Here is a 16,666-nt window from a genome sequence, read left to right as displayed (position 1 = left end):
CTACCTTACATGCCAATGACGACGTACGCGTCTCATTAATAGAAACATCCAAGGCCAAAGTATACAGTTTATCAATGCGCTCCATAACGATAATGGATTGAAAACGACATCTTGGATCAAATATTCACCAAAGAAGATCAACACCTCAAACAATACCGTTAACGCGGCAATAATCATCGCTTGTTGCCATAGCGCCATGTTACGAATGACTAGGAAATTCATCGCAATAATGTACATAACGATTGCCATCATCATGCCCCGAATACCTAACGTCGAGCCTATCAACAGATCCCACAATAAGCCAAGAATCAAAGCGCTACCCACGTTAACACGGTGAGGTAGAGCCAAAACCCAGTAACAGGTAACCAGTAGCAACCAAGATGGTCTAAATAGATCCAAGCTACCAGGCCAAGGAATCGTTTGCAGAATAAGGGCTACTAAAAATGAGCAGCCAATGACTACCTTGCTTCTTAAAACGCTATTGGCCATCTTCACCCTCTAACAATGCTTGTTCTATGCTGGATTGATCCGCTTGCATCTGTTTGTTTTCATCAGGCCATACTAGCAGCAAGTATCTGAGCTTATCGAACTCAACCACAGGCTCCGCTTTGATAACGGCAAACTCACGTTTCGGGTCGTAATCAACGGCAGTAACGTAGGCGACTGGATAACCTTCTGGATATACTCCACCGAGTCCAGATGTCACCAATAGATCTTCTTCTTGTATATCGGTACTGGTTGGAATGTGCTCTAGCTGGATCTCATCAATCATGCCATTGCCCGAAGCGATCACTCGAATATCGTTACGAATAACCTGAACAGGAATTGCGTTGTTTGCGTCAGTCAGTAACAGAACACGACTATTGTGAGCAGCAACAAAAGTCACTTGGCCGACAATGCCTTTTTCGTTGATCACCGGTTGACCTTCATACACCCCATCAATCTGGCCTTTGTCGATCACAACTTGATGACGATATGGTGAAGTGTCTACCGCCATAACTTCTGTGACGACTTTCTTCTCATCACGGATAAATGGAGATCCTAACAACTTACGGAGGCGCTTGTTTTCTTCTTGGTATTGCTCAAGCAGAATCAGCTCGCTCTTCAGACGCAAGACTTCTCGTTTAATATTATGGTTGGATTCGATTAGGCCTTTACGAGTACTAAAACGGTCATAGACACCATCGAACATAGTACGAGGTAAGTTGGCTGCATATTGAATAGGTGCAACCATGCTGTTCAATAGATAGCGTACATTTGAGAAAGCATCTAAACGACTATCAGCCAGCATAAGGCTGGCTGATAAAATTACAGCAAAAAACAGGCGCAATTGTAGAGAGGGACCTCTACCAAAAATTGGCTTCATTCTATATTTGGTCCTAGAGCTACATTTGATCCTATAGACAAGGTCCTAGGCTCTTTACATAAAACTAGATAAGAAAAGAGCCTAACACTAGATATTATTCTTCGCTGAACAGGTCGCCGCCGTGCATGTCGATCATCTCTAGAGCTTTACCGCCACCTAGAGCAACACACGTTAATGGCTCTTCTGCCACAACAACAGGGATACCCGTTTCTTCTGTTAGCAGACGATCAATATCTTTAAGCAGTGCACCACCACCCGTTAGTACCATACCGTTTTCTGAAATATCAGAAGCCAGCTCTGGTGGACACTGTTCTAGTGCAACCATTACTGCAGATACAATACCTGATAGCGGTTCTTGAAGCGCTTCTAGGATTTCGTTTGAGTTTAAGCTAAAGCTACGAGGAACACCTTCAGCAAGGTTACGACCACGTACTTCGATCTCATTGACTTCATCACCAGGGTAAGCTGAACCGATTTCGTGTTTGATCTTCTCTGCTGTCGCTTCACCGATCAAGCTACCGTAGTTACGACGAACGTAGTTGATGATCGCTTCATCAAAACGGTCACCACCGATACGTACAGAAGACGAGTAAACCACACCGTTTAGTGAGATAACCGCAACTTCAGTCGTACCACCACCGATATCAACAACCATTGAACCCGTTGGCTCAGATACACGTAGGCCAGCACCAATCGCAGCAGCCATAGGCTCATCGATTAGGTAAACCTCACGAGCACCAGCACCTAGCGCTGATTCACGGATAGCACGACGCTCAACCTGAGTTGAACCACAAGGTACACAAACCAAAACACGAGGGCTTGGTTTAAGCACACTGTTGTCATGCACTTGCTTAATAAAGTGCTGAAGCATTTTTTCGGTTACGTAAAAGTCAGCAATTACACCGTCTTTCATTGGACGGATCGCTGAAATGTTACCAGGCGTACGACCAAGCATTTGCTTAGCAGCGTGACCAACAGCAGCTACACTCTTTGCAGACCCCGTACGATCTTGGCGAATAGCGACAACGGAAGGCTCATCAAGAACAATGCCTTGGCCTTTTACATATATAAGGGTATTGGCTGTACCTAAATCAATCGATAGGTCGTTTGAAAACATGCCACGAAGTTTTTTAAACATATTCTTCGCTCATCCTGCAAGAATTAGAAGACAAAAATTGCACTAAATGTACCAATGCCTTGCTGTCACGGCAAGGCATTGAAGTATAAACATGGACTGAAACCCGCAATTTCTTACAGATTCCTAACTTAAGGGGCAAAAATTATATTTTTACTGACCTGTTAAACCACTTTCACCTCGGTAGATCACTCGATCGTTACCGCGGTAGATACCGAATGTGACAACAGTTGAAGGATCTTCTTCTCCAGAAAGTTCAGAATTCCAGTTATACCTTAACCATGGTGTATCAGTCATATCTTGCCATAACTGGACTTGCTCACGGATAACGGTACCTGGAGCTTGTTCAGCTGTGATGTTTCTTGATTGACCATTAGATACATCACCACCATCGTCTAAAGTGACAGTGGTAGTTATAGCTCCACCTTCAGACCAAATAACCACTTCATCACTTTCTGAACCTGTAATGTTAGTAAAGTCATCGTCAGTATTCACAATAAACCTACTACCATTCCAAAATTCAACTCGTAGCGGAATAGTCAGTTCTTCTTCTGTATTCCCCCCAATGCTATCCAACTGAATACGCCCGAATAGTAATTCTGGCTGTGTCGATAACTTGCGAGATTCATCATCAATATAGGCAATAGGGTCTGAGTTACTTACTCCTTCGGCAGTCAAAGAAATACTGGTTACATCTCCCCCTTGATTTAAGGGACCATCTTCGTAAGAAGAACCAACGCTTGCTTTGCTCCAACATAACTCATCTGAACAAGTGGTAGATGGGGCAGAGTCACTAAAACTGAATGTTCCGATACTACTACCACTCTCTTCACGCCACGTTCCTGAAAATTCAGGTGAGAAAAAGCGTCCATCGTAATCAATGTTATTTGGTTCATATAGCGAAAAGTCTGCATTTAAGCCGTCATCGGCAGGAAAACGAGCATAATTGACAACATCGTCCTCATTAGCATTTAATGCTATAACTTCGAATTCAACCCCTTCGAATGGTTGATTCATATAGGCATAACTTTGCTCTGAACGTCCGAAACCAGGGTAATCCCAGGTATTAACTCCCGTCACTGAGAAGTACTTAGGGTAAAAACGACCAATGACTTGGTCATCCTCCTCAATAGAATGACCTAGATAATCCGCATTGGTGAACATAGATATTGCGCCTACTTCATTCCACGTAAAGATAAGTGTCTTTTGCATGACACCCTCACTAATATCGCTCTGTTGAAATGAATAAGTTGTATAGTAATTATGATTATCTTGATCAGCTAAATTACTAATATCTCCCCCCGTTGGGTATCCAATATCAAAGCTCACATTCAGCGGTGCTGAGTTATTATCTGCAACATAATAATAATTGGTTGTCGTAAAATCACACTCATCACTTGGCACACTACCTGAACCATAATAATCAGGGTGAAGAATAGGTTTAACAATAACCTCAAACTCTTCGCCTGAAGGAATGAAGTAGCTGCCATATTCTTTTGTGGATGCTGGGTTTAATTTGTCGCCAACGACTCCTGACACATCACAAATAGCAATTTTCCAAGGTCTTGAGTCAATATTAAAGCTACCGGTCAAGCTAAGCTTTCCATCGACAGGGCACCCTATTAGACCAGTACAATCATATTCTCCACCTGTAAGGGTTGCAGTAAATTGGCCTGATTCATCTATAGAAAAGTTGGCTGTAGAAGTGCCATTTGAAAAAGTGGGAGCATAATTAATCAGGTTACTACTATCGTTATCAGCTTTCGTGGGTTTTTCAAGAATAGCGCTGACTGACGGTGTCCCACTATAATCGACCACTAGTGGGGCGTTGTTTTCATCACACGCAGCTACAGTTGCAGTGACATCCGTTACAACTTGTCCAGCATAAACACTTTGGTCCGGCACACTAAATTCAAAGGGAACAAACTTAAAATCACCAACCTTTTGCTGGTCTGTATCATCATCAAGAGTGGCTGCAAACTGATATTTAGTATCAATATCTACATTTCCAGGGGTATTCACTTCAATTCTAAAGCTGAATTCACCAGCAGTATCAGAAACAAATTTTGAGCCTACAATTGTCCCAACGGTAGCTACAATATCAAAATCAGAACCAATATTAATTTCCCCGACTAAACTTTCATATTCATCATTACTTTTAGTATAAATAGTAAAATTAGGCAGATAGTCATCAGTTCCGCACATCAAGCCTGTATCTAAGGCAGGGGATAGTTCAATTTCATACGAATCACTAGGTAAGATACAAGAGGTTTCTGCATGGATAAGTGAATTCCCATTCATCTGTATGCTTTTGGCTGAAATCGCCCCATAAACTCGAGAGCCAGAATTTAGCTTTACGTCTTGTTCACTGTAAAGTAAACCAACAAAAACAGAAGCTGTATTTAAAGCCACATTCGATCCAGCTTGTTCTAAAACATTCACTCTTAAATAGGTATCAGCAACTAGGTTAGGGTTATTACCGGTCCAGTTTTCAATAGGAATACCGAAATTGGCATCGTTATTTAGCTTAAAATCGTTAGTGAAAATAGTAACTGTATCTCCGACCTTCACAGAGACTTCCCCTGTACCATTAATGGTTATTTTGCCTATTTTATATTTACCGGCTTCTATCGTAACCACACCACCGTCGTTAACTTTAAGCTCTTGATATTCATAAATAACCGAACCACCAGAAGTTATCGGTAATGTAATACTTTCACCAGAGTTAACCGTTATGCTTTCTTCTAAGTTATCCGGTATATCCTCTAACAATTCTTTGGGAACCATTAAGTCTTCTAACCCGTGGCACTCCACTCCGTCACAAGCACCATTAGTATTATCAGTTACAGCATTTTGATCAAAACCGATATACCTTTGAGACCCATCTTTGAAAGAACCAACCACTGATGAAGTTGAATTGGCTTCAAATGTTCCAAAAGTTCCATCAATGCGTTGCCAAGTTTGAGCTGGGCTTTTGTTATTAAAACCATCACAAACTCCAAGTTCGCTTGGTCTATCAAACATAAAAAAACCAACATTTTCAGCTACATGTGATCTTTCACTGTCTTTATCCATATCTTCTTCAACAATGAAATAAACTTCGTCTTTCGTTACATCACAGCGTCGGACCCACCCTCCATTATTACCAATCCTAGAGTTCTTATTTGCAACCAAAATTGGCGGAGCATCGAAGTTAGCTTCAGATATGGGGGTTGACTCAATACAACCAATTTCTATTGGGGAAATGATTTTTTCATTGAGCGTGGTAGTCACTCGAGTCTCTCCACTTCCTAAAAAGAAGCGAGCACCTTGAGTAATGCCTGAACCTTCACCAGCAACAAAAGCGACTTTCTCTGGTTCATTAATGTCGTTATTGTTGATAACTTCCGATTTTTCGAGAGCTAAATAGAAACGCTCGGTATTCACCCCTCTTGCCATCCCAGTAAACCAAGACGATGAACCATTTTGTTTAGTTTGTGGCTGTACTAACACCCCCGGTGTATTTATAAATGAACTTAAACCATAATCTTCAAATTCAATTAGATCTGCATTGTTCCTTTCACCACTAACTTGGGATGCCGCTGTCTTAGTAGGCACCAAACCAGCTACAATTTTCCCTCTACCATTTCCAAGAGATATAACGCCCTCTTGAATCACAAAATAATCGATATTAAGTGAATTTAGATCTTCATCACTCAGCATTGGAGCATCAAGGTATGTAATCTTACTGGTATTACGTTTAGCGCTCGGTGCAATCTCTTGTACTATAGTTGCAGAGGTCAAACTTGTTCCAATAACAGAAGCGGTTGATGGTAACTCAGTCGTCCCACCATCATTGTTAGAGTTCTTAACGGATAAACTTGCGTCAATGGTTGGCATAACAAAGACCAAAGGAACCGTAGTGTAAGTTTTGTCGAATTCCAATGTGCAAGACACTCTTTGTCTATCTGCATCATCGTTAGTACCAGGTTCGATAATGCGGCAGCTGTCTTTGGTTAAGGTCCCAAATTCAAATTGTGGATTTTGGTTGATAGGCGGATCAACCGGGCCACATGCCCCTTCCGGATCCGTTCGATACAAACAGGTACCATGTACGATACTTCTACCACTATCGTTATAATCTTTAAAATATATTGTCGCCCAGTTATTATTTGCCGCAGTTGCGTTGCCGTGGATTTCAGCGCCAGTATCTAACTCAATATTGGAATTGGCACTATTAATGTTACCTTGAACCTCAGAGTCTTCAATTATTAGCTCGCCTTGCGAATCAATGTTCCCATCAATAAATGAATCACTTTGAATTTTAACAGGATTATTACCACGGTTAGATACATCACCGACTACATCCGAATCTTGGATAGTAATTGCTGTACCAGCATCAACGTTACCACCAATAGATGAATCGCTCTGAATCGTAATTGGATTCCCGCTGCGGTTAGATACATCACCGACTACATCCGAATCTTGGATAGTAATGGTTGCACCAGCATCAACATTACCTTGAACGGTAGCATTATTACTGACCGAAATAAGGTGACCATTGCCAGAACGAATGGAGCCTTGTACTGTTGCATTATTAATTGATAGATTACCAGCAGCAGACGCATCACCTCTGACACTCCCTAAAGACAACACCTCTACTGTACCTTTTGAGTCCACTGAACCATTTACAGTTGCTGAGTTTTGAATGATTACCTCTACCCAACCTATAGTATTCACATCCCCTTGTACTGTTGACGAATTAACATCAATTTTTCCATCTTTAGCTTCAACATAATCAGCAATAGTAGAAGAGCTCTGGATTAAAACCGTGCCAGACCCTAAACCTTTGACATACCCATTGACAGTGGATGAACTTATATCAATGTTGCTATACCCTTCAACATACCCTTCAACTGTGGTTGAATATCCATTGGCTGTATTAGAGATAACAATAGGTTCGTAGGAGTTTGTCTTTACAAAACCTTCAGCTATAGAGTCTGTAAATGAGATACCGTTATAGACATTGATATCTCCTTTCAAGAAAACATTATTAAATGTACTACTTGGAAACCCCCCATTCGATGATGTTAAAGTCACACTACCTGAATGATGGTCAATTGAGCTATTACTAACATCATATCCACTAATAGCATATAACGTGTCGCCGTTACTCATTCTTATATCAGCATAATTTGCAGTAAAGCGCCCATTGCAAGTATACAGTTTGGGGTTACCACCACTTTTGGATGTAGTGCCAGAACATAGGTCGTCAAATTCATTTTTGTTGGCTAGGTTATATACGGTCAAAGCATGCGCACTGGAAGTAAACAGCACGATGAATAGTACTGAGATTTTAAATACTCTACTCATCATCCGGCTAAACATATCCATAATTGATTACTCCCTCACCCATACTTCTTGATTACGTTGAACTCTACTAATTCCCGAACCACAAATAACTGACGACTCTAAAACATAGAACACCAAACCACCTAGTTCACCACGACTTGAGCACTCTAAACTATTGAGAGAGCAGTTCATTGGTACTCTGGATATCAAAGATTTAGCTTCAGAAACCACACCAAGTGGCTCTAGGTTAGTACACACGGTTGAAACGGCAGAAGAGGCAAGTAGATCAATACTCGGATAAAACTGAGTCATCACATACTCATTTACAGAATGACTCAACAGCCATGCCTGAGTGCCCAATACAGAACGAGTATTAGTGTCGTGAGTCGACCAACTGGTACGCGTTAAGCTTGTCGCGAGAAACCCAACAATAACGATGACAAAGATAACTATGATAAGTGCGCTACCACGCTGTTGATAATTACGGGACATTGAGCACCTGCACTTCTTGTTCAAAGATCGTGGTTTCATCATTAACAGTAAATGTAAGGGTTAGATCTACAATTCCGTTTTGCTGAACCGTAGCCGGAGAATATAAAAGGGAGCTTTGAGCAACATTTAATTTATCACTAATGATAACTGGCGCTCCACCATTGGCTCTTGTTAAAAAATTATCGCCAGAAAGGCAGTATTCAACAGGGTTAGCATCATCAAAAATATAATGCCTATTACTCACAGATCCTCCCACCAAATCACTAGTCTGATCGACCAAAGTAAATGCAGCTCCTGAGACATTTGTACCTGTAGCTCGGCTGACATTAGTTAATGGGAATACATTATCGATATTATTAATTTCTTCGTAAGGGCGCGTTGGGTTGATAACCATTGATAAATTTTGCAGTGATTGAATATCACTACCTGAATCGCTTACTAAAAAATTAATATCTGCCCCAGACTCCACATAGAAACCAGAGTCTACGATTGGGTAAAAAGAGATACACCCACTAGATACTGCTGAGGGGAATAGATTTGGTACCGCATGTCTCATCTCACGCGATATTTTTTCAATAACAAAATTGGCTTCAGTTTGTAAGCGATAACGTTCTACCGTACCAAAATAACCTTTTACACCCACTTCCGTGAAATTAGCTAAACCGAGCAACAGAATACTAGATACAACGATCGCTAAAATCAGTTCGATCAATGTAAAACCTTTGATTCGCATCAGTAGTTCCCCTTAAAAGCACTAAAGCTCACTGTTGGTTGCGTACTCGCTGTAACTTCAACAATGACAGATTTAAGGTTATTGCTAGCTCCTGATACTGGCGCTATAGATACTTCTATTTGAAAGTTCGAGTAAGTAGAGGCATCTTTTATCAGATTACTTAAATCGGTTTCGCCATTAAACGCATCAATATCGTTATAGCTTTGAGCAAGCAATCTAGACATAACACTACCGCCTAACGCTGAGGCTCTGTTGTAATAATTGGCATCACTGGATTTAGCTGACTGCGGTGCTAAAAAAGAGGAAAGTGTAAGCGCCGCAAACCCCAGTAAGACGATTACAATCACTGATTCTATTAAAGTGAATCCTTTGGCATTGGTTGTCATTATCAACACCCTCCTATTTCAGCAGAAACGAACCCTTGTTTATTGATACATACCCAAACACGGTTACTAGTGTTTCCTTGTTCACTGATTGCGATGCCTACTCCGGCGGAAGCTGCAAATAAAGGGTTACCAAGGAGATCAAATTCAAGAATATTCTCGGTGAGGTTTGGCTGGTATTCGAATGAGTATCCGTCATCCATCACACGATCACTTCTTGGATCTGTATTTTCATCAGAGGAGCACGCATTAGCAGAGCCCAAGCAATTACCATTGGCAGATAGTTGAAAGTTAGCTTGATCTAGAGGTGATGACGAATCAATATTTGATTGCATGCGATTGACTTGAACTTGCCTTACAACTGAGATGGCTTGATCTTGCAAAGCGTAGAGTTCAAAGCTACTTCGACCCGACATACGTGAGACAGCCGTAATAGATACGATGGCGAGGATAATGATAACGATGATCAGCTCTACCAGAGTAAAGCCTTTGGATGTGGGGCTGTTATCCATAATGAGCCTCTAACTGCCTAGCGAATACTGATTATACAAGATAACGAAACTTACGATCTTATGTATATGAATAGTTTTGAGATTTATGAGCTTTGGATAGAAAAAAGGCCAGCAGGAGCTGGCCTCATTTCGCATTAACAATAAATTAGCTTATTGGCAGTTTGTACCGCTTGCACTTGACACTACACGAGCTGTAGCTTGAGCTGATGATGTTGCAGCTGTGTATTGAACACAGAAGTCTGTGTAACCAGTAAAACCATATTCGATAGTTGCACCTTGAGCAGTACCACCACCAACTAAGAAGTCAAAACCGTCCATATCTGTCGCATTACCGATACCAGCAGAAGATGCCTCAGGATAACCTAGGACAGTATTGATTGTTACATTGTTTTCTGTGATAGAGGCAGCTGCACTCGCCTCCAAACCAGCAATAGCAGACTTACCAAATACAATGCCCGAAGCACCGTTCATTGCTCCAGCTAAGCCTTGCAGTGCAGATTCTTTCGCATCATCTTGCAAGTTTAGGAAACGTGGTGCCGCAGTTACAGCAAGAATACCCAGAATAACAATTACAACCACTAGTTCGATTAGGGTGAAACCGCCTTGTCTTTTCATAGTTAAGCTCTCTCTATGTTTAATTTTACGCAGACTTACTGCAAAGTTACGGTCACACGACCAGTTTTAATTTCGTAAACAAATTGGTGCTCGGTATTACCTTCTAACTGAATGTAAGTACACGTTGCATCACCTGAATTCGCTTGCGCTGAATATTTGTAATTTGAGTCGCTAGCAACATCTGAAACCGCACCGACTTTAGGGGGGTTTTGCAGTAAGTTTTCCATCAACTCAGAACAGGTTTCATCTGAAATATCTTGTGGTGCAGTGCTCGAATCGTTGTTCAGAGTCCATGGGTAGCCATCTCTAAAATCGGTATCGACATTGTTACTGTTCTTTGATCTTGTTAACCAAAAATCAACACCATCATAATTTACAGTATTGTATGTTTCAACACCTATATTCTCTGACGGCCTAGCTTCTGCTTCCCACTGTGCTCTTGCCGACAAAACGGCGGTTGCAAAACCACCAGCGACACCTTCAATACTTGATTTCTTGGCTGCATCCGTCACATCTAAGAAACGAGGTAAAGCAGCAACCGCCAATAAACCAACGACAACAATCACTATAACCAACTCGACTAGGGAGAAACCCTTTTGATTTTTAAGCATTTTCTACCTACTCATCTAATTGCTAACGCGCATTATACATTTGCACACGTATAAAACCACAGAAAAACTGTCAATATTCTCACAAAGCCAAAATATTGGCTTTTACACTAAATCTTTCTTTTTCGAGCAATATATCTATCTGATACTTATCACTATAATGATAACGACAATGAAACTGTATGTTATCACTTTTATCTTCAATACTCGGTGAACTGAGCCCTAAAATGCTCTCTTGAGGGTATAATTCCTCAAGCCAATAATGACAGTCTCGCTCATCTCCTTGAGTCGGCATTATCCAGCCTGTTCGGCTATAACTTTTAGGATGTTCCGAGCTATTGTTTTGCTCAGCACTCGATAACAAATACTGTTGTTTGAACAAATTTGCTTGCTCTAAAATCCGCTTGCTCGCGACGATCAATGCCGTGTTAGTTGCTTCTTCTTCTACCGTTTTAAAGGCAGAGAGCACCCCCACAATAAGAAAAAGAATAACGACACTCCAAATAACAAAACGTGAGCGTTGTAGGTTATTTAGCATTCCCTAGCCTTTGATTGCATCCAGCATTCCCCACATAGGTAGGAAAATACCCAGAGCTAAGATCAGCACCATACCAGCTACAACCACCAATAAAATAGGTTCGATCCTTGCGGTTAAGGTCTTTAAGTCATAATCGACTTCTCGATCATAAAAATCGGATACCTCAAGTAGCAACTCATCAATACGGCCGGTTTCTTCACCCACCGAAATCATTTGTATCACCAGTGGGGTGAAAATTTCGCTATTGATCGCTGTTGAAGAAACCGTACTACCGGCTTCTATTGCGGCTTTCATCGCCTGAACTCTCAATTCAAGGAATCGGTTATCCAACGCTTCCGCAGACAACGACAGCGATTGGTTCAGTGGTACACCGGCTTTTAGCATCAAGGCAAAAGTACGAGAAAAACGCGAAAGTAGCGCTCGATTCACTACCCCACCAATCACGGGTATTTTTAAGCGTAACTTGTCCCACTTTTCCAATCCTTTGTCTGTCTTAACCCATGCTTTAAAAGCAAAAATAAGACCAAAGATAACGGCGAGCATTAAGCCCCAGTAATTAACAAAGAACTCGGACATTCCAATCAAGATACGAGTTGGGAGCGGCAGGTCGACACCAAAGCGCGCAAACATACCAGAGAACTGTGGAATAACCTTAATATTGAGAATGAACATCGCGACCAAAATAAAACTGATCACAAAGGTTGGATAACGCATCGCAGTCTTGATTCTCTTACGAGTCTCGACTTCTTGCTCATAGTATCCAGCCAATTGCAGCAAAGATTGGTCTAGACGACCGGTATTCTCACCAACCCCTATCATAGAGACAAACAGCGGACTGAACACCTTGGGATGCATCTGCATTGATGCTGATAATCCACGACCATTGGTTAACTCAGCAACCACGTCTTCTAAGGCTGCTTTCAACTGCTTATTTTCACAGTTTTGGGTCAGGCCTTTCATCGACCTTAATAGTGGTACACCCGCCTTGGTTAGGCTGTATAACTGTCGACAAAATAGAACCAAGACTTCAAGCGGAACATTGGGTGAAAACAGACTCGATACATCCATATCCAGCACTGAACCACCACTTTTACCCAGTTTGATTGAGGTGGGAATAATCCCCTTACTCATCAAACTTTCTGCGGCAAGATCTTCGTTATTCGCATCTAACTGGCCAGTCACTTGGCTGCCATCAGAACTGCGACCTACATAACGATACGTTGGCATATCGCTCTACCCCTACAGATAAATTGGGTCAGTGGCACCGGAAGCATCGCCTTCACCAAGGTGCATGATCTCATCGAGGCTCACGACACCTTGCAAAGCTAGCTCCATCGCAGAAGCCAACAACGGTTTGTAGTTTTTAGACCGCCTTGCCGTTTGAGCAAAGCCAACCGCATCATTCGCTCTGAGTGCATCCATCATGTCTTGCTCTAGCTCCAACATTTCAAATACACCAATACGCCCTCGATAACCGGTTAGGTTACAGTTCTGGCAACCACGACCTTTCATAAATGGCACAGCCACTTGATTAGGGAAACGTACGCTCAACCACTGCTTACGAGGTTCATCCAATTCATCCTCAACCTTACAATCAGTACACACTTTACGAACTAATCGCTGTGCCACTACCGCTCTCACGGCACTTGCCACAAGATAACCGGGAGCACCCATGTCCATCATACGCAGCGCACTGTCTACTGCATCGTTGGTATGCAGCGTACTTAACACTAAGTGGCCAGTCAGTGCGGCTCTCAAGCCAATCTCAACGGTTTCGTGGTCGCGCATCTCACCAATAAGGATGATATCGGGATCCTGACGAAGGAAAGTTCTGAGGATAGTAGAGAAATCGAGATTGATCTTAGGGTTTACCTGAACTTGGTTCACACGAGGAAGGCGGTATTCCACCGGATCTTCCGCGGTAATGATCTTTTTGCCCGGCTCGTTTAATTCGCTTAGCGCACCATAAAGGGTGGTTGTTTTACCTGAACCCGTCGGGCCAGTGACCAAAATCATGCCATGTGGGCGGCGTAACTGTTGACGAAGTCGAACCAACAGATCACTTGGTATACCTGACGCCTCTAACTTACGAAGGCCGGCTGATTGGTTGAGAAGACGCATAACCACAGACTCACCATGTTGCACGGGCATAGTCGACATACGAATATCAACAGACTGACCTTTGGCTCGAATGTTAAAACGACCATCTTGAGGAAGACGCTTCTCTGAGATATCGAGGTTTGCCATTAACTTCAAGCGCAGTACGAGTGCAGAAGCAATATTGACTTCATTCAGCAGTGTTTCATGCAGCACGCCATCAATACGCTGACGAAGACGCAATACGTTTGAATCTGGCTCAATATGAATATCAGATGCACCGACTTGGATTGCATCTTCAAATAGCGAGTTGATCAGCTTAACGACCGTAACTTCGTCACTGTCTTCACCAGCAATATCAAAATCAAAGGCGTCATTGACTTGGTGTTCGGCATGAAGCTGCTCGGCGAAAGACGCTATTTCTTTGGTTCGGCGGTAATAGCGATCAAAGCCATCCACTAATTGTCTTTCTTGAGCGACAACGAATTCAAGCGCGTAGTCACCTAGTTGGCCAAGCAAAGATTCCTGAGCAAACAAGTCCGCAGGATCACTCATGGCGACACGTAACGTATCGCCTTGGCGTCCAATCACCAATGCACGAAGACGACGAGCATGCACTTCAGGTAAAAGCTGTACCGCTTCAACATCAACAACGGCTCGACTTAAATCAATGAGAGGAATAGCGAGTTGCTGAGACAAGAAACTCAACATCTGTTGTTCTGATAAGAAACCAAGTTCAATCAGCGCATCACCTAGCTTACGACCGGTACTTTTTTGAGCAGAAAGAGCTTGTTCAACTTGGGCCTCAGTGATGATTCCCTCTTCGACGAGCAAATCACCTAGCCTTTTTCTTAATCTAATTTGCATCGCCACTCTCCTCTAAAGCTTTGATTATTTTTAAGCGGTCACGCACAAAGTTTTGCGATTGAGATGAGATTCCAACTCTGGTTAAGGCACCTTGGTATGACTCTTTTGCAGCAGAAAAATCAAGTTGACGCTCTTGTTGAATCGCAAGGCCAAGCCACCAGCGAGCATTATCTGAATCAACCTCGACTAACTTTTGGTAACTCTCGAGCGCGATGTCTTCTTGCTGAGATTTTTGACTCAACGCCGCACGCATAGCTAAATAATCTTGAGTAGGATTTGGTGGCAGGTGGATTAACGGGCTTAAAGCTGCTTCTGCTTGGTTAGCTTTAACCAGAAGTTTAGTTAACCCTAATCGCAGTTTTTCACTGTTGATGTTGAGCTTGATACCAGACTGATACAACTCATAGGCTTTACGAGTGTCACCCTTGCCAAAATAGAGAATCGCGAGTTTCTGACGAACCTCTTCATTTCGTGGCGTATAACGCAAGGCTTCGGTGTAACCTTTCAAAGCACCAGTAAGATCATTCGCATCAAGCGCTTTCTGAGCTCGCCCTTGTGCATTCACTGATAATTGCTCAGGCGTTAGCTCTACCTGCTCAATCAACATTTCGCTATTTTCTGAACTGTCAGAAGATTCTTTCTCATTAGAGATAGGAGCCGGATCTTTTTTTGCCACGCTAGCAACGTAAATCGGCTTTGGAATATCAGCATTACTCGCTTTAGCCGTGCTTAACGGTTTAGGCGTAACGTCGGGGGTTCTCGCTTTAGAAGTACTCGACGTTGTCGTTGGCTTAACTTGAACGTTATTTGCCGCTACTGTGCTTTCTGCGGAACGGGGCGTTAAATCTAGCGTCACTAATTTCTTGGTTGGCGATGAGAGTGTTTGAGTAACAACATCTTGCATTTCTCCAGAACTCTCTAAGACAGAGACCTGAACTTGTGCATCTCGAGTTGAGATTGAATGTTCAACGGTAGGGCCTTGTGATATCGCCCAACCGCCCATCGCTAAACTCAAAGTAAAGCCCGCAACAACCCAAACCAATGGGGAACGCGTTTTTACTTTAGGTACGATTGCTGCTTCAATCGAAGTCGCTGACTTTTTCTTTGCCAATTCAGACAAGGCGTTATTTATGGCGCTCATAATTAATTCCAACCCCACAATATTGGCGTTTTAAATTTAGGCTTACATACATCGTAAGTTTCATGCATGGCTGAAAACAGGTGCTGGTTGTCGATACTTTTCTTATCTTCACTGAACGAGAGCAAAAGAGCCTTATGGCATAGTTGATTTATCAATCTTGGAATACCTAACGATGAGCGACAAACCGCCTTTTTTTGATTCAAACTGAACAATTCAGGATTGCCACCAGATTTAGCGATCCGATTATCAATATACGCCACCGTTTCATCGAGAGTCAGCGGCCTCAGTGTTGAACTAAACGTGATTCTTTGACGAAACTGCCTAAGGTGATAAGCCTCTAATCGAACATCCAATTCAGGCTGCCCTAATAAAACAATTTGCAGCAGTTTTTTATCTTCAGTTTCAAGGTTACCGAACAACCTTAATGTTTCGAGAGCTTCATCCGATAGAGCTTGAGCTTCATCAAGAATCGCTACCACTCTTAAACCTGAGTTGTGTAACTCAATGAGCTTATGCTGAATGTTATCAACTAAGGTTGCTTCATTATCGATAGTCAAACCCAGTTCTTTCGCAACAGCTTGGCGTAAATCAGCACCAGAAAGTACAGGGTTTGGCAGGTAAATAAGAGCCGTACAATCATTTAGGTGATTGACCAACATCCGACAAACCATGGTTTTTCCAGTACCAACCTCTCCGGTGACCTTAATCACGCCCTCGCCCATTTCTAACGCTGAGATCACCGTCTGAATCGCTTCGAAATGAGGCGCTAAACCATAAAATAAATCGGTATTCGGCGTTAAAGTAAATGGCAGTTGTTCAAAACCAAAGTGAGCTTGATACATCAGTGA

General features: G+C 42.4%; 15 protein-coding genes. All 15 read right to left on the bottom strand.

Annotated features, from left to right (window positions below; genetic code table 11):
- Entirely contained in the window at nucleotides 1-489 is a 489-nt protein-coding gene (mreD, locus tag L3V36_RS10695) for a rod shape-determining protein MreD (protein WP_004735926.1), read from the bottom strand.
- Entirely contained in the window at nucleotides 479-1,366 is an 888-nt protein-coding gene (mreC, locus tag L3V36_RS10690) for a rod shape-determining protein MreC (RefSeq protein ID WP_004735927.1), read from the bottom strand. The genes mreD and mreC overlap by 11 nt, the downstream gene beginning before the upstream one ends.
- Before the next feature lie 94 nt (nucleotides 1,367-1,460).
- Nucleotides 1,461-2,504: a rod shape-determining protein gene (locus L3V36_RS10685; RefSeq protein ID WP_017090474.1), complete on the bottom strand. Its 1,044-nt coding sequence runs from the start codon at nucleotides 2,502-2,504 to the stop codon at nucleotides 1,461-1,463.
- A gap of 150 nt (nucleotides 2,505-2,654) precedes the next feature.
- On the bottom strand, nucleotides 2,655-7,874 hold the full coding sequence (locus tag L3V36_RS10680; RefSeq protein ID WP_102447084.1) for a DUF6701 domain-containing protein: 5,220 nt from the start codon (nucleotides 7,872-7,874) through the stop codon (nucleotides 2,655-2,657).
- A gap of 6 nt (nucleotides 7,875-7,880) precedes the next feature.
- Nucleotides 7,881-8,324 (bottom strand): MSHA biogenesis protein MshP, encoded by a 444-nt coding sequence (locus tag L3V36_RS10675; RefSeq protein ID WP_102447083.1) that lies wholly within the window; start codon nucleotides 8,322-8,324, stop codon nucleotides 7,881-7,883.
- Complete coding sequence (locus L3V36_RS10670) at nucleotides 8,314-9,057, bottom strand: prepilin-type N-terminal cleavage/methylation domain-containing protein (RefSeq protein ID WP_102447082.1); 744 nt, start codon at nucleotides 9,055-9,057, stop codon at nucleotides 8,314-8,316. The genes L3V36_RS10675 and L3V36_RS10670 overlap by 11 nt, the downstream gene beginning before the upstream one ends.
- Complete coding sequence (locus L3V36_RS10665; RefSeq protein WP_102447081.1) at nucleotides 9,057-9,443, bottom strand: type II secretion system protein; 387 nt, start codon at nucleotides 9,441-9,443, stop codon at nucleotides 9,057-9,059. The genes L3V36_RS10670 and L3V36_RS10665 overlap by 1 nt, the downstream gene beginning before the upstream one ends.
- Before the next feature lie 2 nt (nucleotides 9,444-9,445).
- The gene (locus L3V36_RS10660; protein ID WP_102447080.1) at nucleotides 9,446-9,952 is read right to left on the bottom strand and encodes a prepilin-type N-terminal cleavage/methylation domain-containing protein; all 507 of its coding nucleotides are present in this window, start codon (nucleotides 9,950-9,952) and stop codon (nucleotides 9,446-9,448) included.
- Between the two features lie 150 nt (nucleotides 9,953-10,102).
- The gene (locus L3V36_RS10655; protein WP_102447079.1) at nucleotides 10,103-10,567 is read right to left on the bottom strand and encodes a prepilin-type N-terminal cleavage/methylation domain-containing protein; all 465 of its coding nucleotides are present in this window, start codon (nucleotides 10,565-10,567) and stop codon (nucleotides 10,103-10,105) included.
- Nucleotides 10,568-10,602: 35 nt separating this feature from the next.
- Nucleotides 10,603-11,178, bottom strand: a complete 576-nt coding sequence (locus L3V36_RS10650) for a prepilin-type N-terminal cleavage/methylation domain-containing protein (protein WP_017096097.1) — start codon at nucleotides 11,176-11,178, stop codon at nucleotides 10,603-10,605.
- Nucleotides 11,179-11,257: 79 nt separating this feature from the next.
- Nucleotides 11,258-11,713: an MSHA biogenesis protein MshF gene (locus tag L3V36_RS10645; protein WP_102447078.1), complete on the bottom strand. Its 456-nt coding sequence runs from the start codon at nucleotides 11,711-11,713 to the stop codon at nucleotides 11,258-11,260.
- A gap of 3 nt (nucleotides 11,714-11,716) precedes the next feature.
- The gene (locus tag L3V36_RS10640) at nucleotides 11,717-12,940 is read right to left on the bottom strand and encodes a type II secretion system F family protein (protein ID WP_102447077.1); all 1,224 of its coding nucleotides are present in this window, start codon (nucleotides 12,938-12,940) and stop codon (nucleotides 11,717-11,719) included.
- Nucleotides 12,941-12,952: 12 nt separating this feature from the next.
- Complete coding sequence (locus tag L3V36_RS10635) at nucleotides 12,953-14,677, bottom strand: GspE/PulE family protein (RefSeq protein ID WP_017078837.1); 1,725 nt, start codon at nucleotides 14,675-14,677, stop codon at nucleotides 12,953-12,955.
- Complete coding sequence (locus L3V36_RS10630; RefSeq protein WP_102447076.1) at nucleotides 14,667-15,818, bottom strand: MSHA biogenesis protein MshN; 1,152 nt, start codon at nucleotides 15,816-15,818, stop codon at nucleotides 14,667-14,669. The genes L3V36_RS10635 and L3V36_RS10630 overlap by 11 nt, the downstream gene beginning before the upstream one ends.
- Before the next feature lie 2 nt (nucleotides 15,819-15,820).
- Nucleotides 15,821-16,660 carry an AAA family ATPase gene (locus tag L3V36_RS10625; protein WP_102447075.1) on the bottom strand — a complete coding sequence of 280 codons (840 nt, stop codon included), beginning with the start codon at nucleotides 16,658-16,660 and terminating at the stop codon, nucleotides 15,821-15,823.
- Nucleotides 16,661-16,666 lie beyond the last annotated feature (6 nt).

This window comes from Vibrio sp. G-C-1, from assembly GCF_021728015.1.
In the GTDB taxonomy this organism is placed as follows: domain Bacteria; phylum Pseudomonadota; class Gammaproteobacteria; order Enterobacterales; family Vibrionaceae; genus Vibrio; species Vibrio splendidus.
Note: the sequence above shows the minus strand (reverse complement) of the source record. Positions and strands in the feature narration are given on the sequence as shown.